We start from the raw sequence: 24,367 nt of genomic DNA on the forward strand, positions 1-24,367 counted from the left end.
GTCACGCTGGCCGGTCCCCGCAATGCCCTTCCTCAGTCATGGCTCATATCGTATCCGCTATGAGCTCGACGGACCGGCGAATGCGCCTGCCTATGTGCTGGTCAACGGTCTCACGCAGTATTCCGAGCTTTGGGGCACGTATCGCGACACGCTAATCGCACGGCGGTTCCGGGTCGCTACCTTCGACCTGCTCGGCCAGGGCGTCTCCGACAAGCCCGCGCTGTTCATCGATCAGGACGACCACATCGCCGTGCTGCATCGCCTGATCGGCGAGCTTGGCGACGGTCCGGTCTTCCTCAGTGGCATCAGTTTCGGTGGCTTGATCGCGCTGCGCTATGCCATCGAGCATGGCGCGCGGCTGTCGGGTCTTGTACCGATGAGCTGCTTCGCCGAGCTTTCGCCACAACTGCTACTGATCGGCAACGCCTTGCGCACCGGCCTCATTCTGGGCGGCACCGGCTACCTCCAGGATCTGTTACTGCCGATGAACCTGTCTGATCAGTGGTTGAAGCCGCTGCTGGACAAGCTCGACAACGTGAAGCGGCAGGGCTGGCTGGTCAACGACGTGTACGCCCTTCAGAACCTGATGGAGTCTTTCCTCGACTTCAAGCCGCTGACGCCGCGGCTTTCCTCAATATCCGTCCCAACGATGATCCTGAACGGCGAGTTCGACTTCCTCACGCCGCGGGCGCTGCACGAGACGTTGCGTGTGGAAATTCCTGACAGTGCGCTCGTCATCATCCCGAGGGCCTATCACGCCTTCACGCTCGAAAAGGCTGCACTAACAGCCGACCTGTTGGCGCGCTTCGCCGAGGACGTGTTGGCTGGCCGCTGGCAGGGCAACAAACAGGTCTTGATCGCGCCGGAAGAGGCCGGCGGGGACTTTTCGCCGTTTCCCGCCGGCTATGACCATCTGCGCGCGATTCCGGTGCAGAGGCCAGCAATATGAGCGCGTTCTTCGGACCGCTGCAAGCCGACGGACGCGTGCCGCCGCGCCAGCAGACGCGGGTCGCCGCGTTCCTGGTTTCTGCGCATGGTGCGCTGGCACGGCAATTCGCGGTCGCCCTGCCCGCGAGATTCGATGCCGCCTGGCAGACCGAATTGAACGCGCAGTTCTATCGCGAGAGCGAGATCGTCTCGCTTCTCATGCGCGCGACCGCGTGGGTCCCGGACCTCGCGCTGGGCCCCATGGCGGCATCCTGGGAGATGGCCTGGCTTCCCGCCCCGATCGAAGGCATCGCCGATCACACCCGCGCGCAGACCATTCACCTCGCGACGCTCGCACATGCGGTCCATGCCGGGATCCGGCCGGCGGCCCTGCTGCCGACGGAAGCGAACGCGAACGATCCCTTCGTGATGGCGCTGCGCCGCATCGAGTTCGAGAGCGGCCGGCTGTTGCAGGCGCAGATTCTGTTCCTGAAGGGCCCGGACCTCCTACCTTTCCGGGACGCCGTCAGCGCGACGCTCGAACGGCGGCACGCCGAGGTGCGCAGGCTCTGGCACGAGACCCTAGCAGGCGTCGGCGTTGACCTGCGCGAATGACCCGGCAACCTTGACGCAGATCAAGGCCGAGAGTCTGCCCGCCCCCAACATCGATCCAGTATTCACCTGCACCTCCGACCGGAGTTCCGCCCATGAAGGCCGTTTCCGTCGAAGAAGCCGTTGCGATGATCCCGGCCGGTGCGAGCGTCATGGTCGGCGGCTTTATGGGCGTCGGAACCCCGGAGCGCCTGCTTGACGAACTCGTGCGGCAGAACAAGACCGGCCTGTCTCTGATCTGCAATGACGCCGCTACTCCCGGCAAAGGCGTCGGCAAGCTGTTCGACGCTACGCTGGTCTCAAGGCTGACGGCAACGCATATCGGCCTCAATCCGAAGGCGCAGCAGCAGATGCTCGCGAACCAGATCGCCGTCGATCTCGTGCCGCAAGGCACCTTCGTCGAACGCATCCGCGCGGGCGGATGTGGCCTCGGCGGGGTGCTGACGCCGACGGGCGTCGGAACGCTGGTTGCCGAAGGCAAGCGTCAGATCGAGGTGGATGGCAAGCCGTTCCTGCTGGAGACGGCATTGCGGGCGCAGTACGCGCTGGTTCACGCGTTTCTCGCCGACTATCTCGGCAATCTCGCTTACGCGCTGACCTCCCGCAACTTCAACCCGGTCATGGCGATGGCTGCCGACACGGTCATCGTCACTGCAGAGAACATCGTGCCCGTCGGTGTCATCGCGCCCGATCACGTCGTGACCCCGGCGCCGCTCGTCGATTACCTGATTACCAACGGGTGAGATCATGGACCCGCAGATCATCATCGCCCGACGCGTCGCCAGGGAGTTGAAGAGCGGAAACCTCGTCAATCTCGGCATCGGCATTCCGACCTTGGTTGCGAATTACGTTCCGGCCGATTTGAAAGTCTTTTTTCAGTCGGAGAACGGATTGATCGGCACCGGGCCGATTCCCGAACAAGGCATGGCGCATCCGACGCTGACAGACGCCGGCGGCCGCCCCATTAGCGCGCTCCCAGGTGCGGCGACCTTCGACAGCGCGATGTCGTTCGGACTGATCCGCGGCGGCCATGTCGACGTCACCGTGCTCGGCGGCCTCCAGGTCGATGCGCATGGGCTTCTCGCCAACTGGATGATCCCGGGCAAGATGGTGCCGGGCATGGGCGGGGCGATGGACCTCGTCAGCGGCGCAAAGCGGGTCATCGTCGCCATGCAACATGCAGCGAAGGGCAAGTCGAAGATCGTCAAGACATGCAACTTGCCTCTGACCTCGGCGCGCCCGGTTCATCTGGTCGTGACCGACATGGCGGTCATCGGTTTTGCGGACGGCAAGGCGACGCTGCTCGAGACCGCCCCAGGTGTCAGCGTTGGCGAGGTTGTGGCGGTGACAGAGGCCGAATTGGTCATTCCTGACAACATCCCGGAAATGACGATCTGACGAGGTCACGACCATGCGGATATTCAGCGACTTCAACGAGATCAAATCCGCGGTCGGCACCGAGATCGGCGCGAGCGACTGGATCGAAGTGACCCAGGATCGGATCAATAAATTCGCCGAAGCAACCTGTGACGAGCAATGGATCCATGTCGACCAGGACCGCGCCAGGAAGGAAGCGCCCGGCGGCACCACCATCGCTCACGGCCTGCTGTCGCTCTCGCTTGCTCCGCTGTTCATTCGATCCGTGATGGGCTTGAAAGGGCTGCGCAATACGCTGAATTACGGCGCGGATCGCATCCGGTATTTGGCGCCGGTGCCGGCCGGCTCAAAGCTCCGCGGCCGGGTCACCGTCGCTGAAACCGAGGACGTGCCGCCGGACGGCTTGCGCGTCAACTATCATCTCGTGATCGAGATCGAGGGCGGCAAGAAGCCCGCTTGTGTCGCCGAGCTGATCGCCCTCCACTATCGCTGAGGGCGGTCAGTCGATGATGTGATACCCGCCATCGATATAGAGAACGCCCCCGGTGATCAGCTTGGCGCCATCCAGCGCCAGGAACGCAGTGGCGTTGCCGACGTCGTCGATGCTGACCAGGCTGCGCGCCGGCGCTTTAGACTGCGCCTTGTCCATGAGCTCGTCGAACTCCGGGATACCTGACGCCGCGCGCGTGGCGAGCGGGCCGGGCGAGATCGCGTGCACGCGGATGCCCTTGGGGCCAAGCTCGGCGGCCGCGTAGCGGACGGCCGCTTCAAGCGCCGCTTTCGCCACGCCCATGATATTGTAGTTCTCCACCACCATCTGGCTGCCATAATAGGTCATGGTGAACATCGTGCCGCCGTTCTTCATCAGCGGCTCGGCGAGATGCGCCATGCGCAGGAATGACCAGCAAGAGACGTCCATCGTCTTAAGGAAGCCATCGCGACCGACGTCCACCACGCGGCCATGGAGTGCCTCCTTCGGCGAGAAGGCGATCGAATGCAGCAGGAAATCGAGCTGTCCCCATTCCTTCGTAATCCGCTCGAACACCGCCTCGGTCTGCCCCTCCGTCATCACGTCCAGCGGCATGAAGATCGGCGCTTCCAGTGCCTGCGCCAGCGGCTCGACGTGTTTCTTGGCGCGATCGTTGAGATAGGTGACGGCCAGATCGGCCCCAAGCGCACGAAATGCCCTCGCGCACCCCCAGGCAATGGACTGGTCGTTCGCGATGCCGACGACGAGGCCCTTCTTGCCCTTCAGGGCAACCTTTGTATCCGGGAACACGGGGATCATGACACCCTCTCTTGTCTTGGATTGGTCGATTGTCCGTTCATCAACAGCGACAGCGTATGCTGTGCGATCATCAGCTCTTCGTCGGTCGGCACGACGTAGACGGGGATGCGGCTGTCGGAACGCGAGATCAATCTGGAATTGCGGGAGTTCTCGACGGGATCGAGCGTGACGCCGAGCCATCCGAGCTGCTCGACCACGCGCGCGCGAATGTTCGCCGAATTCTCGCCGATCCCGGCCGTGAAGACGAAGGCGTCGAGGCCCTGCAAGGCGGCCGCGAGCATGCCGGCACTGAGACCGATCCGATAGACGAAATAGTCGACCGCGAGCTTCGCCTTGGGGTCCGCGCTCGCCTCCAGCTCGCGCATGTCATTGCTGACACCGGAGAGCCCCTTCAATCCGCAGTCGCGATAAAGGAAATTCTGCACGTTTGAGGCGGACATCCCTTTCTCGGAGATGAGATAGATCACCACCCCGGGATCAATCTGCCCTGGACGCGTTCCCATCGGGAGGCCATCGAGCGCCGTGAAACCCATGGTGCTCTCGACGCTGCGCCCGTCCTTGAGCGCACACATCGACGCGCCGCTGCCGAGATGGGCAACGATCACGCGCCGCTTCGCGATATCGGGCGCCACGCCCGGCAGCGTCCGGGCGATATACTCGTAGGACAGCCCATGAAAGCCATAGCGCCTGACACCCTCGGCATGAAGTTGATGCGGAATAGCATAGTGGTCGGCGACGGCATCATGCGTGCGGTGAAATGCGGTGTCGAAGCAGGCAACCTGTGGCAGCGTCGGGAAATTCGCCAGCAGCGAACGGATCGGCGCCAGATTGTGGGGCTGGTGCAGCGGCGCCAGGGTCACAAATCGTTCGAGACGGGACACGACGCCGTGGTCGATCAGTACTGGCCGCGAATAGTCCGGCCCGCCATGCACGACCCGGTGACCGACCGCGATCGGCGTGACGCGAAGTTCGTCCCGCAGCCAGTCGCCGGCAACGGCCATCGCCGCCGGAACATCAGGCACAGCCTCGATCGGATAGGCCCGATCGGCCATCGGATCGCCGCTCGGGCCACTTGCCCGCAGACGCGGTCGGCTGCCGATACCGTCCATCTGTCCCTTGATCTGACGACGAAGCGCACCGTCGCCTTCGATCGCGTAGACCTGAAACTTCACACTGGACGAGCCGGCATTGACGACGAGGATCGTATCCATGGCGATCACGCGGCAACCGTCGGCGCCTTCTGACGCCGGGCATGAGCATAGAGCGCGGCGACCGCACAGGACGCCATCCGCGCACGTGGGGAATCCGCGCGCGAGGTCAGCACGACGGGCACGCGCGCACCGAGCACGATGCCGGCGCCATCGGCCTTGGCGAAATAGGCGAGATTTTTGGCCAGCATGTTGCCGGACTCCAGGTCCGGAACCATCAGGATCTGAGCGCGGCCGGCGACCTCGGATGTGATGCCCTTGATCCGCGCGGCTTCCAGATCGATGGCATTGTCGAAAGCCAGCGGGCCGTCGAGGATGCCGCCGGTGATCTGGCCGCGATCGGCCATCTTGCATAGGGCAGCGGCTTCGATGGTCGAGGGGATTTTCGAGGTCACGGTCTCGACGGCAGACAGAATCGCGACCCGCGGCGTCTTGCCGAACCCTGCCTGATTGTAGAGGTCGATCGCATTCTGAATGATGTCGCGTTTGGCGTCGAGATCGGGGAAGATGTTGATCGCCGCATCCGTCACGAAGATGGTCTCCGCGTAGACAGGCACGTCCATCACGAAGACATGGCTGATACGCCGGTCGGTGCGCAAGCCACCGGTCTTGGCCGTGACGGCGCGCATCAATTCGTCGGTGTGCAGGCTGCCCTTCATCAACAGCTCGCCTTTGGCGGCATGGATGAGCTCGACGCCCTTGGCCGCGGCTTCGTCGCTGTGCGCGGCATCAACGATCTCGAAGCCGGACACATCGAGATCGCACCGGGCGGCGGTATCCTTGATCTTCCGCTCGGGCCCGACGAGCACGGGCCGGATAATGCCGGCGCTTGCGCTGTCGATAACACCGCGCAGCGAGGTCTCGTCGCAAGGATGCACCACGATAGTCGGCGTTGGCGGCGCGCCCTTCGCCGCCGCAATTAACCGATCATACTTGCTGCCGGGCTGGGTTTGCGTCGTGTCGGCCGACATGATGTCACTCCCGATCCTGCCAATCCGCGTTACGACGCCCGTGCCTTGGGATCGAAAGGGGCGACGTTCGATGTCAACTCCGCCTCTCCGTCCAGACCGAAGAGCGCGGCGACGCGCTTCAGGCGATTGGCCCGCTCGCCGGTGATGTCCTCACTCGCCGACAGCACCTCGCGCATCGCCGCGAAGGCCGCACGCCGCTGGTTGGTGTCGTCGGGCAACAATTTCGGGATCGCAGCGAGAGCACCTTCGCGATCAAGAAGCAGCATGAAGAACTGCTCACGCACCAGCGTCTTGAATTCCGACAGCGTCATGCGGGCGCCGGCATGGTCACGCCGAACCTGCCGCAACGCCTCGATGCTGCGCTCATCAACCATGCCGCGTGCGGAACCAACATAAAGCAGCGCACGGAGGGCCGCTTCGCGGAGTCCGCCCTCACCGATGTGCGATTTTAGCTCGGCGATCCGTGCCGCGAGCATGGCACGATGCTCCGGCGACATCTCCCGGTGGCGCGAGGGCACGGAATTAGGGTCGACGCCGACCGCGGCCTGGAGCAGTGGTGAGCCGTAGAGGTTGAGGAAGACGGCCTCGCTCAGCGCCTCCTGCGCGTCGCGCCAGCTATCCAGCGCGTGCACGATCTGCTTCGACATTTGTTCCTGGAATGACAGGAATGGATTGTCCTTTGAAACCGGCTTGCGGTCTGTCTCGACACGATCTGCAGCCGATTTGACCGTGGACATCCAGGGGTTCTGGCTGCTGAACGCCTCGTATTGCAGCCGCAGCGGATGCATGTTGCGGGCCCATTCCGCGAGTTGGGGCGTCACCATGCCCTTCACCCACGGCCGCAAGAATTTTTGATAGGCCGCGAGATTTAGCTCCGAGACACGCTTGGCCGCAGCGAAGCGCCGCTCATCCTCGGGCGAATTTCCGCCCATTGCGCGGATATCGTCCAGCGTGCGGGCCTCGCAGCGCATCACCCACTGGCCAGCCGCAAGATCCGCATTGAGCGTCTCGTTGCCACGGGCCTCGAACGTGGCCTCGTAGAGTCCTGGCGGCAGCACGTCGATCAGATCGATGTTACTTGAGAACTCAGCGTGCTCCTTCTTGGCCACGCCGCCGGATACGAAGATCCCGAGATGGCCGATGCTCTCGTGAACCGTATAAACAATAGTCTGTCCGTAAGCTCTGATCTCGTCGACGTCGGCGTAGCAGTCCAGGATCCAGTCCAGCGCCTGTTGCGGCGGGGTGACATTGTCGCCCTTGGAGCAGAACACCACGATCGGCGAACGAATGTTGCGCAGATCGACCTTCTGGCCATCGGACATATCGATCCGACCGGCGGCGAGATTGTTGCCGATGAAGAGTTCGTCGACGATGAACTGGATTTCCTCGGCATTGAGATTGACGTGTCCGCCCCACCAGCGCTCGAAATCGAGATAGCGTTCCGCCTCGGTATCGACCTTGGAGTAGACGTTGTACTGCTTGGTCCAGAGCGTATTCGACGGGTTCTGGTTCTCGAAATTCTGTACCAGCCAGGCACCGTCGAACTTGCCGGCACCGAGATCGCTCGTGAGCGCCGTGAGCCAGCTTCCGCCCAGCAGGCCGCCGGAATAGCGCATGGGGTATTTGCCATGCACGCCTGCCCAATAAGCCAGCGGCGCACCGGCGATGATCAGCGGCCCGAATAATTCCGGCCGCAGTGACGCCAGGATCATGACGGCCCAGCCGGCCTGACAATTGCCGATCACACAGGGCTTTCCGTCGGCGTCCGGATGACGGCTGATGACCGTCTCGATAAAGATCGCTTCCGCGCGCGCAATGCGTTCGATGGTTTGCCCGGGCATAGGCTCCGGAAGGAAGCCGATGAAGTAGCAGGGATGCCCCGCCTTCATGGCGACGCCGATCTCGCTATCGGCCTTGAAGCCGCCGATGCCGGGTCCATGGCCGGCGCGCGGATCGACCACGACGAACGGCCGCCGGCTCATGTCGATCTCAACATCCTTCGGCGGAACGATGCGCACCAGCGCGTAGTTGACCGGTTCGTCCAGCTTCCGGCCGTCCGTGACCAATTCAGCAGCATATTGCAGCACATGCGGCGCGGTCTGGGCGACGTGATCGCGGTACTGGTCGCCGCGCTGGCGCATGATGTCCAGGAACAGGACGCTGCGCTGTCCCGCATCGACCATGTATTCCACGGCCGAGGCGACCAGCCCCGACATCGGGCCATCAGGCAGCTTTAAGTCTTTGATCGCCATGTTCGACCTCGTCGTCGCGCGAGGTCATTCAAAAAGGTCGGCGGTCGCTGACGTTGATTTAGGTCAACGGTTGGTGACGGCGTTCGCGTCAATCGGGATCGACCAACCGCCCCGCGGGGGCACGCCGCAATCGGGCCGCGGGAGAGCTTAAGTGCCGGATGCAGCAAATTACAGCCGCCAGGAGAGACTACGCGACGGACGATTGGTCGATATCCGGGCGCTTCGTCCCGAGGATGAGCCCGACATGCTTGCCGCGCTCGAGGAGACCAGCGCTCAATCGCTCCAACGCCGCTTCTTTGTGACGAAGCGTCATTTTTCCGAACGGGAACGCGCTTTCTTCATGGAACCCGATTTCAGAAACCACGTGGCGCTGGTTGCGTGCACGGAAGAGGCGAGCCGCAGCATGATCATCGGCGGTGGTCGCTATGTCATATTCGAGCCTGGACGGGCCGAAGCAGCTTTCGTCGTGATCGATGCCTGGCAGGGACGCGGCGTCGGCGGGCTGCTGACGCACCATCTGATCGCGATCGCCCGCGAGGCCGGTTTGACGGAGTTGACCGCGGAAGTGCTACCGGAGAACGCAGCGATGCTCCGCGTCTTCGACAAGTTTGGCTTCAAGCCAGCAACGACCCGCGAACCCGGTGTAATTCACATGGCATTGAAGCTGTCCTAATACGCGGCCGGTACGAGAGCTCCAGCATCGAGAGAAATGGCGGCGGCGCGTCGCGCCACCGTCCGTTGGTACCGGCACCTCCAAACGCGCGCCCTCACCCCAAGCCTGAATTTTCCGCCGCACGCGATCTGTCAGGCGAGCGTCAGCCTGTTCGTCTAGCTTCGCAACATGTCGGCCGCCGACACACGCCGCCCCTCAGCAATCCCGGACACTGGCGACACCGCCCAGGGCGTCGCCGGTTGCGAGGCCCGGTTGGATTCGCGTCCATTTCCGGGCCTCGTTTGCTGCCTCAAAAGAAAACGGCGCCCCAAAGGAGCGCCGCCCGACACTCTTCGTCGCTGCGATGGCTCAGTAGCCGCAGGACGCGCAGCCCATCTGCACCGGCGCGTAATAGGAATAGCCTGGCGAAACCATCTCGACGCGCTGGCGCGTGGCGTATTGCGGCGGGATGCGTTCGTACTGGACGCTCGGCGGTGCCACCATCACGGTCTGCGGCACCATCACGGTGCGGTACTGCGCCGGCGTGCGGTGTGCGACGGTTGCGCCGGGCGACACCATCACGGTCTCGTCGACGGTGCGGTATTGCGGCTGCACGTATTGCTGCTGGTAGCAGGTCTGGCACGGCGGCGGCGCGTAGCAATTGTAGCAGCCGGCAGAGGCCGCGCTCGTCATGGAAATCGCGGCGACGACTGTTGAGAAAACGACAGCGAGAGTACGAGACATTGTGGTGGTGCCCCAGTTGCCCAAAATGGATTTGCGAAGGTCGCGAGCAGCATACGCTGCAACATCCCGAGTTGCCGAACTTCGTCGAGGCATCCTTAATGCGAACGGCCGGCTTTCGCCGGCCGTTCAGGACTTGTTGACCATGCGCGCGAGGCGCGGACGGTGCCGCGCTTACTTCGTGCGCCGCTTCACTTCACGCACCGCACCGCGTGCGGCGCTGGTGGTGAGTGCTGCGTAAGCCTGGAGCGCGGTCGAGACGTTGCGCTTGCGGCCCACAGCCTGCCAGGCGGCATCGCCCTTCGCCTCTTCCGCGGCGCGGCGCTTGGCGAGCTCCTCGTCGGAGACTTCCAGCGTGATGCTGCGGTTCGGGATGTCGATGGCGATGCGGTCGCCGGTACGCACCAGACCGATGTTGCCGCCTTCCGCCGCTTCCGGCGACAGATGGCCGATCGACAGGCCGGACGAGCCGCCGGAGAAGCGTCCGTCGGTGACGAGCGCGCAGGCTTTGCCGAGGCCCATCGATTTCAGGTAGCTGGTCGGATACAGCATCTCCTGCATGCCGGGGCCGCCGCGCGGACCTTCGTAAATGATGACCACGACCTCGCCGGCAACAACCTTGCCGCCCAGGATGCCTTCCACAGCGGCGTCCTGGCTTTCGAACACGCGCGCCGGGCCGGAGAATTTCAGGATCGAGGCGTCGACGCCCGCGGTCTTCACGATGCAGCCGTCCTGCGCGAGGTTGCCGTAGAGCACGGCGAGACCACCATCCTTGCTGAAGGCATGCTCGAGGTTGCGGACCACACCCTTCTCGCGATCGCTATCGAGCTCGTCGTAACGGCGCTCCTGGCTGAAGGCGACTTGGGTCGGAATGCCGCCGGGCGAAGCGCGGAAGAACGTGCGGACAGACTCGCTCTTGGAGCGCTTGATGTCCCAGCGCTCCAGCGCGTCGTTCATGGTCGGCGCGTGCACGGTCGAGACCGAGGTGTCGATCAGGCCGGCGCGGTCGAGCTCGCCCAGAATGCCCATGATGCCGCCGGCGCGATGCACGTCCTCGACATGGACGTCGGCGACCGATGGCGCGACCTTGCACAGCACGGGCACGCGGCGCGACAGCCGGTCGATGTCCTGCATGGTGAACTCCACCTGCCCTTCATGGGCCGCCGCCAGCAGATGCAGCACGGTGTTGGTCGAGCCGCCCATGGCGATATCCAGCGTCATCGCGTTCTCGAACGCCTTGAAGTTGGCGACGTTGCGCGGCAGCACGGAGGCATCGTCCTGCTCGTAATAGCGGCGCACGATATCGACGATGGTGTGGCCGGCCTCGACGAACAGGCGCTTGCGGTCTGCATGGGTCGCCACCACCGTGCCGTTGCCGGGCAATGCGAGGCCAAGCGCTTCGGTCAGGCAATTCATCGAATTGGCCGTGAACATGCCCGAGCAGGAGCCGCAGGTCGGACACGCCGAGCGCTCGATCACCTTGACGTCCTCGTCGCTGACCTTGGAGTCGGCGGCCGCCACCATGGCGTCGATGAGGTCGACGGCCTTGGTCTTGCCCTGCAGCGTGACCTTGCCGGCCTCCATCGGGCCGCCCGAGACGAACACGGCGGGGATGTTGAGCCGCAGCGCGGCCATCAGCATGCCGGGCGTGATCTTGTCGCAGTTGGAGATGCAGACGAGGCCGTCGGCGCAGTGCGCGTTGGCCATGTACTCGACGCTGTCGGCAATCAGTTCGCGCGACGGCAGGCTGTAGAGCATGCCGTCATGGCCCATGGCGATGCCGTCATCGACCGCGATGGTGTTGAATTCCTTGGCGACGCCGCCGGCCTGCTCGATCTCGCGCGCCACGAGCTGGCCGAGGTCCTTGAGGTGGACGTGGCCGGGCACGAACTGGGTGAAGGAGTTCACGACCGCGATGATCGGCTTGCCGAAATCGGCATCCTTCATGCCCGTCGCGCGCCAGAGGCCGCGGGCGCCCGCCATGTTGCGGCCGTGGGTGGTGGTGCGGGAGCGATAGGCTGGCATGGCGGTTTCCGTCCTCGGTTGGGTCAGCCGGGCGGAAAAATGGAAGCCGCCTCAGGCCTTTCCGGCCGGATAGCGCACGGGCTGGGCGCGCGCAACGGGAACTTGCCCCGAAACGACCCGGATCGGCCCCGCGCAGGCCTCCCCTGCTCCGGGCGCGGGTTATTGCAGGGTCGCGCCAGCGCCGGACGAACGCCGCAGCAGCTAGCGCTTCGGCTTGGGCAGCACAATTCTCCCCTGGGAGGCGATGCCGCCCCACTTGGCGGACCACCCGACTTCCGAGGCCGAGAATGGCTCGATGCCTGCATGACCCCCGGCACCCTGCAGTGCAAACAGCGCGCCCTGGGGATCCACACATCGTGCGATCCAGCAGCCATCAGGCAATTCGATCGGACCCTGGAGGATCCGGCCTCCACCAGCATTCACATGCTTCGTCGCAGCGCCGATGTCGTCGACATTGAAGTAATGCAGCCAACATGGCTGCGCTACGCTCGAAAGTTTCGTCAGCATGCCGCCGACCGTTTGCCCCCCCGCCGAAAACAATTGGTACCAGTCCGCTGGATCGGTTTGAGCGTCAGCCTTCTGCCAACCAAATAGTTCTCTGTAGAAATCCAAGATCACGGTCCGGTCGGCGGCCAATAGCTCATGCCAGCCTACGCGCCCGGGCTCGTCCAGCCGGCCCGGTTTCCATCGGCCATATGTCGGTTTCTCGATCAGCCCGAACGTCGCTTCCTGCGGATCGGCAGCGACTGCTATTCGGCCAATATTGGTGTCGGTCGGCGGCACAAAGATCGTGCCTTCGAGACGCCTGATCTGCGCGGCAGCCCCGTCCAGGTCGTCGACAGCGACGTAACCCATCCATCTCGGCGTTGCCCCTGATCTTCGCCCCTCTTCCGGGATATCCATAAGGCCGCCCAGTGGGGTGCCGCCGCTACGAAGCACCGTGTAAGGCAGTTCCGGAGTCGATTCATCCGTCACGCCCCAGCCGACGACCTTGCGATAGAATGCGCCCGCCGCCGCGACGTCCGTGGTCAGCAGTTCGTACCAAGCGAAACGTCCGAGTTGATCCGCCACGCCGATCTCTCCGTTCAAACCTGGATGCGATTGCGGCACTGCACCAAGTTGCCCTCGCACCGAGAGCGTTGATCGTTGACGCGTTGTGTCAACCGGCCGTGCCGGTTGCCGTTCATGAAGATGAATACATCCCGAACGTGCAGCCCCGCGCTTTTGTGCGCGTAATTGTTGCCCGCGTTATTTCCTGGGCGTAGACTTACCGCGGCTGGGATACTTCTTGCAATGCTCGGAGGTTCGACCATGCGGCAGGCGAAGAAGACTTCTAAAGGGAAGAAGCGAGTAAGCAAAGTCGCCGTGCCGGCGTTCGGAGCCGCAGGGTTGACGTTCTCGCTGGCGGGAGGCGCATCGGCGTCCGCCGTGCCGACACCCGACGTACAACAATTGCCGCACCTTGGAACGGGCCAGGCAATCACGCTCGATGAAGAGGAAATGGCTGACGTCAGCCTGGCCACCTTCCATCTCTTCGACAAGGAAAACGCCGGTAGCCGCGTGCAGCTGGCATGGCGCGGATGCGGCGGTTGCCGCGGCTGCGGAGGCTGTCGGGCTTGCCGTGGTTGCCGATGTGGCGTCGGTTGCCGATGTGCGGGTTGTGCAGTTGGCTGTGCTGTCGGCTGTGGCGTTGGTGTGGTGGGATGCGCCGTATCATGCGCGGGTTGCTGCGCATCGTGGGGCCGCTGCCGCGTGTGCTAGACCCCGGCGCATTCCGAATGTCAAATTCACGGGTTGATAGGTCATTGGCCGGCCTCAAGAAAGGGTCCGGCCAATTGCTTGATTTCGCTACGACGCCTGCATCGGCGGCTTGCGGGTGACAGCTGAATTCGTTTCAATTCTCTGGGAAAATTCCGGCGCGCGGTCGCGACGATCCATCTTGCGCCGGGGATCTAGCGTGACGGCAACAGGATCAGCGTGCTGACTCAATGACTGCAACTCGCAAGACCCGCGTTGCGCGGCAGACCCGCAAAGACATTCTCCGATTTGCACCGAACTTCACCGCTTACTTGCTGCCTCCCGATGCGGTTTGTCTCTATTCCGAGAACCGCAAATTCTTCCTGCACGGCGAGCTCTACTGCGCCCTCGCCACCGCGATCGGGCAACACGGCAAGGCCAGGTCGGAGATCATTCGCCAGCTTTCGAAGCGCTTCCCGGCCGACAAGATCGAGGAAGCAATCAAGCGGCTGCTCGATCGCCGATATGTCGTTGCGCGGACCCCGAAAGCGTTCGACGACGCCGTCGGCGGTTTCCTGGCAAGCCTCGGCATGCCCCTGGAGATCGCGGAACAAAATCTTCGCAATTGCCCCGTTCAGGTCGACTCGATTGACGTCAAAGGCGCCAAGGAGCTGACCGCGGCCTTGAGTAAGCTCGGCGTTCAAATCGCCAAGCGCTCGCCGCAGCTCACGATCACGCTGGTGAACGATTATCTTGACGGGCGGCTCGCCGAATTGAACCACGAACGCGTAGCCAGCAAGACGCCATGGCTGCTGGTACAGCCGTCCGGCGCGTTTCCGCTGGTCGGGCCCATGTTCAAACCGGGCGAGAGCGCCTGCTGGACCTGCCTGTTCGATCGCATGATCCGCAACCGGGAGATCAAGGGGTTTCTTGACCGGGGACCGGCGCGTGCGGTTGCCATATCGCCTCTCGTCAGAGAAAGCGTCGGCAAGACTGGGATCCATTTTGCGGCCGTCGAGATCGCCAAGGCAATTGCCTCGGATTTTCGCACCGATTTGTGCGATCACATCGCAAGTTTCGACCTGACCGGCGCCGCCATCGCCAAGCACTACGTGACGCGACGTCCGCAATGTCCGACCTGCGGCAGCAGGAAGCTGAACAACCCGCGCCGATCTCCGGCCCTGGTCGAGATTGCCGAGGGCAAGAGGCTCGTCATGACCAGCGGTGGATATCGCACCGTGACGTCCCGGTCGACGGTGTCGCGCTTCCGCAAGCATGTGAGCCCGCTGACCGGCGTGGTCACCCGGCTCGAGCGGATCGACGTCGACCTGCCGATGAACACCAATTACTTCGCCCAGCACAATTTCTCCGCGCCAGCCCACAGCGTCGACCAGCTCAGGTCCGGATTGAGCGGGGGCAGCTTTGGCAAGGGCTCGACGGCTGAACAGGGCGAGGCAAGCGCGCTGATGGAGTCGATCGAACGCTATTCGGGCATTTTCCAGGGCGATGAGATCAGGACGACGCGCCGCTTTGCCGATTTCGCGCCTGGCGACGCACTTCTTCCCAACGACGTCCAGCTCTTCAGCGAAACGCAGTTCAAGACCAGGTTTCTGCAGCAGCCGGACGATCCCCATCCGGTGCCCGAGCCGTTCGATCCCTCGACGAGGACCGAGTGGTCGCCGGTCTCGTCGTTGCGCGACAAACGCTTCAAATATCTGCCGACCGGCCTCCTGTACTTCTTCTATGGCGGCTTTCATACGGATTCCAACGGCTGTGCGGCCGGCAACACCCGCGACGAAGCCATCGTTCAGGGCTTCCTCGAACTGATCGAGCGCGATGCCTACGCGATCTGGTGGTACAACCGGGTGCAACGCGCCGAGGTCGATCTCGGGCAATTCGACGATTTCTATGTTCGGGATCTCCAGGCTCAATTTGCGGAAGCCGGGCGCAAGCTGTGGGTGCTCGACATCACCACGGATCTCGGCATTCCGACTTACGTGGCGATCATGCACTGGATGCAGAATGGACACGAGAATATCGAGTTCGGTTCCGGCGCGCATTTCGACCGCCATATAGCGCTGCTGCGATCCCTCACCGAACTGACCCAATTTATGTCCGTCGGCATGATGGGCGGCGCAAGCGGCGAGAAGCCGACCCTCGACGGTGTCACGCCGCTGCGCCTGGAAGACTACCCGTTCCTGACACCGAGCGACCACCCGATCGTTCCCCCGGCGCCGAGCCTCAAGCTTCACGACAATACGCGTGACCAGGTCATTGCCTGCGTCGAGATCGCCGCCCGTTCAGGTTACGATTTCCTCGTCCTCGACCAGACACGTCCCGACGTCGAGGTTCCGGTCGTCAGAGTGCTCGTTCCCGGCCTGCGTCACTTCTATCGCCGTTTCGCACCGGGTCGCCTTTACGATGTGCCGGTGAAGCTCGGATTGTTGGACCGGCCGCGACCGGAAAGCGATCTGACTTCATTCCTTCCACACACCTGAAGGGCTGCTCTTTCGTGCGCGCTCCCCGGAAAAAGCCGACCAGGAAGATCGCGCCAGACATTGCCGCCCGGTTGAGCCATAACTTCTCCCTCCAGATGCAGCCGGACGGAAACATCACCGCCATTCTGGGCGACTATTCCGTCAACCTCGGACAATTCAGCGCGGCCGCGATGGACTGCGCGCGACGTCTGAGCACCGGCCTTCCGCTCGCGTCCTTTGCAGGCAAGAGCGCCCTCGCGAGAGAGGTCGACGCCCTGGTGCGTCGCCTGGCCCGGCAGGGGCTTCTGGAATACCGCCTCTCCTCTTCGCGTAACACGCAGGACTTTGTGGTCATCGAACCCCAAGTCCCCGAATACTGGCCGCGGCGCGCGAAGCTGGGCAGTCGTGACACCATTGTGCTATCGCGCTTTGCCTTTCTGCGCCGGCGCGGCAACGATTTGGTGCTGGAATCGCCACGCGCCGGCGCATTGTTCCGGATTGGCGATCCCGCCATCGCCGCCACCCTTGCGGCGCTGTCGCACCCTCGGAAGATCGGCAAGCTCAACCAGAAGATAGCTCCCTCCACCCTCCATCTGCTCGAACTGTTGCTGGACAGCCAGATCCTGCTCAAGCTCGATGCGAAAGACGGACAAGGCCTGCGGGTGAACGAAGGCGACGGCAACCTCGTACTCTGGGATTTCCACGATCTGGTGTTTCACACGCGGAGCACGGAGGGTCGGCAAGCCAATCCGGTCGGCGCCGCCTTCACCTATGCCGGCGTCGTTCCGCCGTCGCCGGCAGTGCGTCCGCCCTGGGCCGGCAGCAAGATTGACCTGCGCAAATTCTCCTCCCCGGAGCCGAACTCCCGCTTCCCGAAGCTGTTGCGCGAACGCCATTCAACACGGGATTTCGACGACAAGAATCCGGTCACGCTCGGCGAACTCGCGCAGTTTCTCGACACCAGCGCGCGCGTCTTGTCCGAATGGAAGAGCGAGCCGTATTTCGAAGGCGGTTCCGACGTCACCTACAGCACAAGGCCTTATCCGTCGGCGGGCAGCGCGTACGAGCTAGAATTGTACCTTACCGTCGCGAACTGCGACGGGCTTGCGCGCGGACTCTACCACTACGATGCAGGGAGCCACGCTCTAGTCGCGATCAGCGCCTCCCCCCAACAACTCCAGGCGCAGTTGGCAGCTGCCCAGTTCGCCATGGACGCGCCGGGTCAGCCGCAAATCCTCATCACGATCGCGGCGCGTTTTGGGCGGGTCTCCTGGAAATACAGCTCAATCGCATATTCGCTGATCCTGAAGGATGTCGGCAGCCTGATTCAGACGCTTTACCTGACAGCAACCGATATGGGCCTCGGCGGCTGCGCCATTGGCAGCACCAACATCGATCTGTTCGCGAAAATGACGGAGTTGGAATTCCATATCGAGGGCCCGGTCGGCCAATTCGCGCTCGGGCGCGGCAGGACGCCGGAGGTCCAAGGCTAGAAGCGGGTGTCCGACGGCAAATCGGCGCACGCGTCAGGCCAGTCGCCCTATTGCAGGGTCGGATCGAGCCGGTCGCGCAGCCAGTCGCCGATCACGGAGACGGCCAGCGTGGTGATCACGATGGTGGTCGCCGGCGCCAGCATGATCCAGGGCGCACGGGTCAGGTACTCGCGGCCATAGCCGACCATGTTGCCGAGGCTGGTCATCGGCGGCTGCACGCCGAGGCCGAGGAAGGACAGGCCTGATTCCATCAGGATCACCTCGGGGAAGACCAGCGTGGTCGAGACGATCAGGGTCGAGGCGATGTTGGGCAGGATGTGGCGCAAGTAAATCCGCGACGGCGTCGCACCGAGCTGGCGGACGGCCGCGGCATAGCCTTGCGCATTGGCGGAGATGGCGAGGCCGCGGGCGATGCGGGCATAGCGCTCCCAGCCGAACAGCCCCATCAGGCCGATCAGCAGTGGCAGCGAGTTGCCGAAGAAGGCCAGCACCGCGAGCGCCATGATCAGGAACGGCATGCTGGCCTGGAAGTCGGTCAGCATCAGCACGAGCTGCTCGACGGCCCCGCGGAAATGCGCGGCGAGAAAGCCGAGCGTGGTGCCGACGATCGCCGAGATCGCGGTCGCGCCGAAGGCGATCAACAGCGAGATGCGGATGGAAACGAGCAAGCGCGACAGCACGTCGCGGCCGAGCTCGTCGGTGCCGAGCCAGTGCGCGACATTGCCGGGCGCAGCCAGCCGGTTGCGCAGGTCGAGCTGGGTGAAGCTGTAAGGCGCGATCTTCTCGGCGAACGCCGCGATCACCAGCATGGCGACGATCCAGCTGATCGCGAGCGCGACCGAGACCGGGATCGCGGGAAGGCTGATGCGGCGGCGGACAGCCGTGTCCTTCAGCGCTGCGTCGGTCATGCGTGCGCTCCCTTCGCGCGAAGCCGCGGATCGAGGAAGCCGTAGAGGAAGTCGACGATCAGATTGGACGTGACCATGGTCATCGCGACCAGCAACAGGATGCACTGCACGACGGCGAGGTCGCGGTTGGCGACGGCGACGACCAGCAGGCGCCCTACTCCCGGCCAGGCAAATACGCTCTCGACCACGACCGCGCCCGCGATCAGCGTGCCCACCATGAAGCCGAGGATGGTGACGGTCGGGATCGCCGCGTTCGGCAGCGCATGCGACGTCACCACCTTGCGCCACGGCACGCCCTTGGCCGAGGCGGTGCGGATATAGGGCTGGCCCAGCACCTCCAGCATGGCGCTGCGGGTGAAGCGCGCCAGCACCGCGGCGCCGCCGAGGCTGAGTGTCACGATTGGCAGGATGGCGTGACGCCAGCTGTCCTGCCCGCCCGACGGCAACCAGCCGAGCTGCACGGCGAAGACGAGCACGAGCAGCAGCGCAAGGACAAAACTCGGCACGGTGAAGCCGGCGACCGCCGTCATCATCACGGCGCGATCGATTCCCGAGCCGCGGTGCAGCGCCGCATAGATGCCGGCGGGAATGCCGAGCGCGACCTTGAAGAAGAAGGCCGGCAGCGTCAGCGCCAGCGTTGCCGGAATCCGCTCCAGCACGAGCTCGATCGCCGGTCGCCCGTCACGCATGGAGCGGCCGAGCTCGCCCTTGGCGATGGCGCCGAAGTAGTCGAGGTACTGGAACCAGATGGGATCATCGAGCCCCCAGGCCTTGCGGAAGGCGGCGAGCACTTCCGGCGGCGCCTCAGGTCCCAGGATCATCAGCGCGGGATCGCCGGAGAGGCGCAGCACCACGAAGGCGAAGGTGACGACGAGCACGATCGTCAGCGCCGCGCGTCCGATCCGAATGGCAAGATAGCGTCCCATCAGGCCGCGTCCCGCGTCTCGGCCTGCGGCCCCGTCACGAGATGGCAGGCGACTTGCCTGTCTCCGCCGACGGCCGACAGCGCCGGCACCTCGCTCGCGCAGCGCGCGATAGCGCGCGGGCAGCGCGGATGGAAGGCACAGCCTTGCGGCCGCGCCGCCGGGTTCGGCGGATCGCCTGCCAGCACGATGCGGCCCGCACTGCGGCGGCCGGGCGCGGGTGACGCCGAGACCAGCGCCTGCGTATAGGGGTGTTCGGGACGCGCGAAGAGATCGTCGGCGCTGCCGATCTCGACGATGCGGCCGAGATACATCACGGCGACGACATTGCTGATCTGCCGCACGACGCGCAGATCGTGGCTGATGAACAGCAGCGTCAACCCGAGCTGCACCTGGAGGTCGCAAAGCAGGTTCACCACCTGCGCCTGGATCGAGACGTCGAGCGCGCTGACCGGCTCGTCGCAGACGAGGAAATCGGGCTTTGTCGCCAGTGCCCGCGCCAGCACGATACGCTGACGTTGGCCGCCGGAGAGCGCGCCCGGATAGCGCGCGCCATGCGCCGGCGTCAGCTCGACCGCGCGCAGCAATTCGCGGACACGCTCCTCGCGTTCGGCCGGCGTGCCGAGACCGTGAATGTCCAGGGGCTCGCGGATTTGGGTGGCGACCGGTAACCGCCGGTCAAGCGCCCCCAGCGGATCCTGGAAGATCATCTGCATGCGCGCCCGCTGCGCGCGCCACGCCTTCGTGCCCGGCGCGGCCATCGCCTTGCTGTCGAACCGCACCTCACCGCGATCGGGCGGCTCGAGACCGAGCACGATACGACCCGTGGTCGACTTGCCCGAGCCGGACTCGCCGACGAGGCCGAGCGTCTCGCCCTTGCGGATCGCAAGTGACAAGCCGTCGACCGCGTGAACCGCTGTGCTGCGGCCGAACATCCCGGAGCGCATCGCGTAGCTGCGCGAGATCGAGGACACCTCGACGAGCGGCGCGCTCATTCGGCGGCGATCCCGAGCAACGCGCGGCGCGAAGCTTCAGCCCGGATGCAGGCAACCACGCGATCGTTCGCGATCGGCGCCAGGCTCGGCACGGCAAGTCCGCACGGCTCGGCCGCCAGCACGCAGCGCGGCGCGAAGGCACAGCCGCTTGGCATGTGCGCGGGATCGGGAACGGTCCCCGGAATGGCCGTGAGACGTCGACGCGGTCCGTCGAGCGGCGGCAGTGCGCCGATCAGGCCCTGCGCGTAGGGATGCACCGGATCGGCAAAGAGCTGGTTGGCGGGCGCCTGCTCGACGATGCGGCCGGCATACATCACGGCGACGCGGTCGCAGTTTTCCGCGACGACGCCGAGATCATGGCTGATCAGCACCATCGCCATGCTCATCTCGCGGCGGATGGTCGAGAGCAGCTCCAAAATCTGCGCCTGGATGGTGGCGTCGAGCGCCGTGGTCGGCTCGTCTGCGACGAGGAGATCGGGATTTCCGGCCAGCGCCATCGCGATCATGATGCGCTGGACCTGGCCGCCCGAGAATTCGTGCGGATAGGCTTCGAGCCGCCGCGCCGCATCGGGAATGCCGACGAGATCGAGCAGCCGCCGCGCTTCGGCCTTCACCGCCTCGCCCGAGAGATCGCGATGCAGCGCCAGAGCCTCGCAGAGCTGCTTGCGAATGGTGAGCACCGGATTGAGCGCGCTTGCGGGATCCTGAAAAATCATGGCGACCCGCCCGCCCCGCACCCGGTCAAGCTCACCCGCGGCTGCGCCGAGGATTTCGCGTCCGTCGAGCCGCACGGAGCCCGAGACTTTTGCATGCCGCGGCAAGAGCCCGAGCGCCGCAAGCCACGTCACGGACTTGCCGGAGCCGGACTCGCCGACGAGGCCGAGAGCCTCGCCCTTCTGTAAGGTGAGATCGACGCCGCGCAGGACCGGGACGCCGTTGAAGGCGACGCTGAGGCCCTGGATGCTGACCAGCGGCGTCACCACTTACGCCTCGAAATTGCCGGCGCGGAAATCCATCGCGAATGCCGGCGACGCCTTCCACTTGATCGACTTCGGCTTCGCGGTGAAGGTCGCGTTCTGGTGCAGCACCGTATAGGCGGGATCCTCGCGCTCGGCGATCTCAAGCATGCGGCGGAACGCCTTCTTGCGGGCGGCCCGGTCGGTCGAGGTCTCCAGGAACTCCGAAAGCTTGTTCAGTTCGGCGTTGGTCCACTCGCCGATCTGCTGCTGCTGGCCGTTCGGGCCGTGCTGGGCGACCAGCGACGAGACGGGGTCGTTGAAAGCAGCCGAGTTCGACCAGTCGCGTACCGCGCGGGTCGGCGCACGTTCCATGATCTGCGACCAGTTCTCCTTGGTTTCGATCTGGACGTTGAGGCCGACCGACTTCCACATCTCGACCAGCACCTGAGCGGTCGCAACCTGGTTGGTGTAGTAGTTGTTGAGCAGGCGATAGGGAATCGGATCGCCCTTGTAGTTGGCCTGCTTCAACAGATCCTGCGCGAGCTTCGGATCGTAAGCCGGCACGCTCCAGTCGGCGTTGAACATGTCGCCGTAGAATTCCCACTGCAGGCCCTTCGGCACGCGGGTACGGCCCGCCCAGAGGCTGTCGACGATCGCCTGGCGGTCGATCGCGTGGGTGAAGGCGCGCCGCACCAAGGGATTGGCGAGCTGGGCGTGGTTCTTGTCGAATACGGTCAGGCGGTGATTGAGGATGGTGCCGCCCTGCACTTCGAACGCCGCGTTCTTTTCGATCCCGGCAATCTGGTCCGGCGGGATGTCGCAGGCGAACTGGTATTCGCCCGACAGCAGGCCGTTGATGCGGCTCGCGACCTCGGGCACTTCGAGGAAACGGATGCGCTTGAGCGGCGGCCGGCCGCCCCAATATTCGTCATGCGCTTCGAGGGTCAGCGACACGTCGGGCTTGAGCTCGACGACCTTGTACGGGCCCGTCGTGATCGGCTTGCGCGCCCAGTCGAGATAGCTCGCGGACTGCTCCCAGGCGCGGCGGTTCATGATGTCGGAGCCGTAGCGCGACAGCCGACCCTCGATCGTGACGTCGGGCGTCGCGTTGTAGAAGCGCACGGTGTACTTGTCGACGGCATCGACGCGCACGAGGTCCGGCCAGATGCGGCGGGCGACCGCCGGCACATCAGGCGGCAATTCCTTGCCCGGGCGCGGCGTCGGGATCTTCTCGAAGGCCTGGATGGTGGAGCGGCTCTTGGCCTCGGTCTCGCCGAACATGCGCTCGCGGCTGAAGGTGAAGACGACGTCTTCGGCCGTCAGCTCGTCGCCATTGTGGAACTTCACGCCCTGGCGCAGCTTCACCTCGACGGTCTGGTCGTCGATGCGGCGCCACTCGGTGGCGAGGCCCGGCACGGCCTCCAGGCTGCCGCGCCAGTTCTTGGAGATCAGGCCCTCCCAGATCGAGGAGAAGAACACGCGTTCGCCGACGTTCGATTGCTCGCGCAGCACGTCGAGCACGTTCGAATTCGTCACCTTCTGCACGGCGATCGTCACCGACGGACGGTTGTCGGCCTGCCCGATCGCAAAGCGCGGCAGGAGAAGCGTGCCTGCGGCAGCGCCGCCGGACTTCAGGATGGTGCGACGGGTGAGTTTGCTCATGACGATAAGCCCTGACCTTTGTGATGCCGGTTATTCAGCGAGACCGAGCGCGGCCAGATGGGCTGCGCCGGCGCGAACGTCGTCGTGATTGCGGAGTTCGAGGATCAGCCGCGGGTTGGAGGTCAGCCGGCCCAGCGCGCGGAACACGGCCACCCACGGGATGTTGCCTTCGCCCGGCGCCCAGTGCCGGTCGGCAAAGCCGTCGGTGTCCTGGAGGTGCACATGCGTCAGCATGTCGCCGGCGGTCTCGACGTAGTAATCGACCGGCGGAGCGCCGGTGGAGATGTGGGCATAGTTGGCGTGGCCGGTGTCGAGGGAGACGCGGACCTTGTTGCTTTCGAGCGTCTTGGCGAGGCGCACGCGGTCGCGCGGATCCTTGTCCTCGATGTTCTCGATGACGACCTCGCAGCCGATCGTCTCGGCGCGCGCGATCACCTCGGCAAGCGTCGTCTTGACGCGTTCGACGAGATTGCCGCGGTTATCGGGATAGAGGTCGAGATTGTTGTGGTCCCAGGTCGTGAACGGTGAATGGATCACCATCTGCGTCGCACCGAGGAATTCCGCGGCATCGAGGCCCTGGAGCAGGCGCTTCGTCACCGCCTTGCGGATCAAGGGATCATGGCTGTCGATCTTGAAGCCCCAGAACGGGCCGTGAATGCCGAGCCGGCCGGTATGGCCCGAGAGCATCTGCTTGATCTCGCTGGCCGCACTCCGCCAATCGCCGTCGAGCAAATCCGCGCGGAAAAAATCCTGGATTTCGAGATCGCGCTGCCGTTCCAGAAGCCAATCTCGGTGAGCAGGGATCGATTTGATGGACAATGCTGCGCCCAGCACCGGCTTCGACATGGCTTGCTCCTTGACCGTCAGCGATGACGGGAGCAGCGCTAGACCAGTTAAGTGACAGGCCCGTGAAATGCAGGTGCCGGGGCGATGCGCTGATGTGGACATCCCCGCCGATCGCCTGCATCGAATTCAGGCAGCAGTGATCGCAGCAGATGCGGACGAATGCACCAGCGTGCAGCATCAAGCGCGTTCGTGTCCGTAGTGATCCGGAATGGAATCCTAACCATACTTCGCGTACATCGCGCGCATCGATCGGCGGCCTTCCAGGGGCATCACCTTCTGATCGCGCTACATGGGGTTGGGGGACCGCATGGGGC

21 protein-coding genes are annotated in these 24,367 nt (G+C 64.3%); 8 read left to right on the top strand and 13 right to left on the bottom strand.

The genetic code is table 11. The annotated features are described in order from the left end of the window. The first annotated feature begins 22 nt into the window (after nucleotides 1-22). The 5 genes from AC0L3X_RS27390 to AC0L3X_RS27410 all read left to right on the top strand — a co-directional run bounded on the left by AC0L3X_RS27390 (nucleotide 23) and on the right by AC0L3X_RS27410 (nucleotide 3,409). A complete protein-coding gene (locus AC0L3X_RS27390) occupies nucleotides 23-949 on the top strand; it encodes an alpha/beta fold hydrolase (RefSeq protein WP_354233559.1) in 927 nt (308 codons plus the stop codon). Further along, complete coding sequence (locus AC0L3X_RS27395; protein ID WP_166341360.1) at nucleotides 946-1,542, top strand: hypothetical protein; 597 nt, start codon at nucleotides 946-948, stop codon at nucleotides 1,540-1,542. The genes AC0L3X_RS27390 and AC0L3X_RS27395 overlap by 4 nt, the downstream gene beginning before the upstream one ends. 92 nt (nucleotides 1,543-1,634) lie before the next feature. Further along, complete coding sequence (locus AC0L3X_RS27400) at nucleotides 1,635-2,282, top strand: CoA transferase subunit A (protein WP_038944143.1); 648 nt, start codon at nucleotides 1,635-1,637, stop codon at nucleotides 2,280-2,282. Nucleotides 2,283-2,286: 4 nt separating this feature from the next. Beyond that, entirely contained in the window at nucleotides 2,287-2,937 is a 651-nt protein-coding gene (locus tag AC0L3X_RS27405) for a 3-oxoacid CoA-transferase subunit B (protein ID WP_071913865.1), read from the top strand. Nucleotides 2,938-2,950: 13 nt separating this feature from the next. Further along, complete coding sequence (locus tag AC0L3X_RS27410; RefSeq protein ID WP_071913863.1) at nucleotides 2,951-3,409, top strand: MaoC family dehydratase; 459 nt, start codon at nucleotides 2,951-2,953, stop codon at nucleotides 3,407-3,409. Between the two features lie 6 nt (nucleotides 3,410-3,415). Here the strand turns inward: AC0L3X_RS27410 and fabI are convergent, their stop codons facing one another. Genes fabI through AC0L3X_RS27430 form a run of 4 tightly spaced genes read right to left on the bottom strand, consistent with a single transcriptional unit; the run spans nucleotide 3,416 to nucleotide 8,635 of the window. Next, nucleotides 3,416-4,204, bottom strand: coding sequence for an enoyl-ACP reductase FabI (gene fabI, locus AC0L3X_RS27415; RefSeq protein ID WP_028147828.1), 789 nt, complete (start codon nucleotides 4,202-4,204; stop codon nucleotides 3,416-3,418). Next, the gene (locus AC0L3X_RS27420; protein ID WP_283016504.1) at nucleotides 4,201-5,415 is read right to left on the bottom strand and encodes an acetate/propionate family kinase; all 1,215 of its coding nucleotides are present in this window, start codon (nucleotides 5,413-5,415) and stop codon (nucleotides 4,201-4,203) included. Before AC0L3X_RS27420 ends, fabI begins: the two co-directional genes overlap by 4 nt. Nucleotides 5,416-5,420: 5 nt before the next feature. Beyond that, the gene (locus tag AC0L3X_RS27425; RefSeq protein ID WP_283016505.1) at nucleotides 5,421-6,383 is read right to left on the bottom strand and encodes a phosphate acetyltransferase; all 963 of its coding nucleotides are present in this window, start codon (nucleotides 6,381-6,383) and stop codon (nucleotides 5,421-5,423) included. Nucleotides 6,384-6,412: 29 nt separating this feature from the next. After that, nucleotides 6,413-8,635, bottom strand: a complete 2,223-nt coding sequence (locus AC0L3X_RS27430) for a DUF3141 domain-containing protein (RefSeq protein WP_283016506.1) — start codon at nucleotides 8,633-8,635, stop codon at nucleotides 6,413-6,415. 151 nt (nucleotides 8,636-8,786) lie between these two features. Here AC0L3X_RS27430 and AC0L3X_RS27435 point away from each other — a divergent pair, with 151 nt between their 5' ends. Beyond that, nucleotides 8,787-9,308: a GNAT family N-acetyltransferase gene (locus tag AC0L3X_RS27435; RefSeq protein WP_354096485.1), complete on the top strand. Its 522-nt coding sequence runs from the start codon at nucleotides 8,787-8,789 to the stop codon at nucleotides 9,306-9,308. A gap of 348 nt (nucleotides 9,309-9,656) precedes the next feature. Here AC0L3X_RS27435 and AC0L3X_RS27440 read toward each other — a convergent pair whose 3' ends face one another. From AC0L3X_RS27440 to AC0L3X_RS27450, 3 genes are all read right to left on the bottom strand, one after another. Continuing rightward, a complete protein-coding gene (locus AC0L3X_RS27440; RefSeq protein WP_014495230.1) occupies nucleotides 9,657-9,980 on the bottom strand; it encodes a hypothetical protein in 324 nt (107 codons plus the stop codon). 222 nt (nucleotides 9,981-10,202) lie between these two features. Further along, a complete protein-coding gene (gene ilvD / locus AC0L3X_RS27445; protein ID WP_354096484.1) occupies nucleotides 10,203-12,053 on the bottom strand; it encodes a dihydroxy-acid dehydratase in 1,851 nt (616 codons plus the stop codon). Between the two features lie 201 nt (nucleotides 12,054-12,254). After that, complete coding sequence (locus AC0L3X_RS27450; RefSeq protein WP_354096483.1) at nucleotides 12,255-13,124, bottom strand: VOC family protein; 870 nt, start codon at nucleotides 13,122-13,124, stop codon at nucleotides 12,255-12,257. A 917-nt stretch (nucleotides 13,125-14,041) separates the two neighbouring features. On the opposite strand from AC0L3X_RS27450, the gene AC0L3X_RS27455 reads away from it, so the two are divergent. Both AC0L3X_RS27455 and AC0L3X_RS27460 read left to right on the top strand, forming a co-directional pair. Further along, on the top strand, nucleotides 14,042-16,288 hold the full coding sequence (locus tag AC0L3X_RS27455; RefSeq protein WP_354099689.1) for a TOMM precursor leader peptide-binding protein: 2,247 nt from the start codon (nucleotides 14,042-14,044) through the stop codon (nucleotides 16,286-16,288). A gap of 95 nt (nucleotides 16,289-16,383) precedes the next feature. After that, nucleotides 16,384-17,760, top strand: a complete 1,377-nt coding sequence (locus tag AC0L3X_RS27460; RefSeq protein WP_354099716.1) for a SagB/ThcOx family dehydrogenase — start codon at nucleotides 16,384-16,386, stop codon at nucleotides 17,758-17,760. Between the two features lie 47 nt (nucleotides 17,761-17,807). On the opposite strand, the gene AC0L3X_RS27465 is transcribed toward AC0L3X_RS27460, so the two are convergent. From AC0L3X_RS27465 to AC0L3X_RS27490, 6 genes are read right to left on the bottom strand one after another with little or no spacing between them, the layout of a single operon-like run. Next, nucleotides 17,808-18,668, bottom strand: coding sequence for an ABC transporter permease (locus tag AC0L3X_RS27465; RefSeq protein WP_354099690.1), 861 nt, complete (start codon nucleotides 18,666-18,668; stop codon nucleotides 17,808-17,810). Further along, entirely contained in the window at nucleotides 18,665-19,594 is a 930-nt protein-coding gene (locus tag AC0L3X_RS27470) for an ABC transporter permease (RefSeq protein ID WP_014495224.1), read from the bottom strand. Before AC0L3X_RS27470 ends, AC0L3X_RS27465 begins: the two co-directional genes overlap by 4 nt. Next, on the bottom strand, nucleotides 19,594-20,586 hold the full coding sequence (locus AC0L3X_RS27475) for an ABC transporter ATP-binding protein (protein ID WP_354099691.1): 993 nt from the start codon (nucleotides 20,584-20,586) through the stop codon (nucleotides 19,594-19,596). The genes AC0L3X_RS27470 and AC0L3X_RS27475 overlap by 1 nt, the downstream gene beginning before the upstream one ends. Then, nucleotides 20,583-21,566, bottom strand: a complete 984-nt coding sequence (locus AC0L3X_RS27480) for an ABC transporter ATP-binding protein (RefSeq protein ID WP_354099717.1) — start codon at nucleotides 21,564-21,566, stop codon at nucleotides 20,583-20,585. The genes AC0L3X_RS27475 and AC0L3X_RS27480 overlap by 4 nt, the downstream gene beginning before the upstream one ends. A gap of 3 nt (nucleotides 21,567-21,569) precedes the next feature. Beyond that, a complete protein-coding gene (locus AC0L3X_RS27485; protein WP_354099692.1) occupies nucleotides 21,570-23,207 on the bottom strand; it encodes an ABC transporter substrate-binding protein in 1,638 nt (545 codons plus the stop codon). Nucleotides 23,208-23,237: 30 nt separating this feature from the next. Beyond that, a complete protein-coding gene (locus AC0L3X_RS27490; RefSeq protein ID WP_473317007.1) occupies nucleotides 23,238-24,053 on the bottom strand; it encodes a sugar phosphate isomerase/epimerase family protein in 816 nt (271 codons plus the stop codon). Nucleotides 24,054-24,367 lie beyond the last annotated feature (314 nt).

This window comes from Bradyrhizobium sp. MI1.7, from assembly GCF_055811795.1.

What these genes read in the sequence shown, in the direction of transcription:
- AC0L3X_RS27490 (WP_473317007.1), bottom strand. Translation starts at nt 24,053, where the DNA reads ATGTCGAAGCCGGTGCTGGGCGCAGCATTGTCCATCAAATCGATCCCT.
- AC0L3X_RS27425 (WP_283016505.1), bottom strand. Translation starts at nt 6,383, where the DNA reads ATGTCGGCCGACACGACGCAAACCCAGCCCGGCAGCAAGTATGATCGG.
- AC0L3X_RS27440 (WP_014495230.1), bottom strand. Translation starts at nt 9,980, where the DNA reads ATGACGAGCGCGGCCTCTGCCGGCTGCTACAATTGCTACGCGCCGCCG.
- AC0L3X_RS27405 (WP_071913865.1), top strand. Translation starts at nt 2,287, where the DNA reads ATGGACCCGCAGATCATCATCGCCCGACGCGTCGCCAGGGAGTTGAAG.
- fabI (WP_028147828.1), bottom strand. Translation starts at nt 4,204, where the DNA reads ATGATCCCCGTGTTCCCGGATACAAAGGTTGCCCTGAAGGGCAAGAAG.
- AC0L3X_RS27410 (WP_071913863.1), top strand. Translation starts at nt 2,951, where the DNA reads ATGCGGATATTCAGCGACTTCAACGAGATCAAATCCGCGGTCGGCACC.
- AC0L3X_RS27470 (WP_014495224.1), bottom strand. Translation starts at nt 19,594, where the DNA reads ATGGGACGCTATCTTGCCATTCGGATCGGACGCGCGGCGCTGACGATC.
- ilvD (WP_354096484.1), bottom strand. Translation starts at nt 12,053, where the DNA reads ATGCCAGCCTATCGCTCCCGCACCACCACCCACGGCCGCAACATGGCG.
- AC0L3X_RS27390 (WP_354233559.1), top strand. Translation starts at nt 23, where the DNA reads ATGCCCTTCCTCAGTCATGGCTCATATCGTATCCGCTATGAGCTCGAC.
- AC0L3X_RS27465 (WP_354099690.1), bottom strand. Translation starts at nt 18,668, where the DNA reads ATGACCGACGCAGCGCTGAAGGACACGGCTGTCCGCCGCCGCATCAGC.
- AC0L3X_RS27475 (WP_354099691.1), bottom strand. Translation starts at nt 20,586, where the DNA reads ATGAGCGCGCCGCTCGTCGAGGTGTCCTCGATCTCGCGCAGCTACGCG.
- AC0L3X_RS27400 (WP_038944143.1), top strand. Translation starts at nt 1,635, where the DNA reads ATGAAGGCCGTTTCCGTCGAAGAAGCCGTTGCGATGATCCCGGCCGGT.
- AC0L3X_RS27395 (WP_166341360.1), top strand. Translation starts at nt 946, where the DNA reads ATGAGCGCGTTCTTCGGACCGCTGCAAGCCGACGGACGCGTGCCGCCG.
- AC0L3X_RS27430 (WP_283016506.1), bottom strand. Translation starts at nt 8,635, where the DNA reads ATGGCGATCAAAGACTTAAAGCTGCCTGATGGCCCGATGTCGGGGCTG.
- AC0L3X_RS27460 (WP_354099716.1), top strand. Translation starts at nt 16,384, where the DNA reads ATGCAGCCGGACGGAAACATCACCGCCATTCTGGGCGACTATTCCGTC.
- AC0L3X_RS27420 (WP_283016504.1), bottom strand. Translation starts at nt 5,415, where the DNA reads ATGGATACGATCCTCGTCGTCAATGCCGGCTCGTCCAGTGTGAAGTTT.
- AC0L3X_RS27485 (WP_354099692.1), bottom strand. Translation starts at nt 23,207, where the DNA reads ATGAGCAAACTCACCCGTCGCACCATCCTGAAGTCCGGCGGCGCTGCC.
- AC0L3X_RS27455 (WP_354099689.1), top strand. Translation starts at nt 14,042, where the DNA reads ATGACTGCAACTCGCAAGACCCGCGTTGCGCGGCAGACCCGCAAAGAC.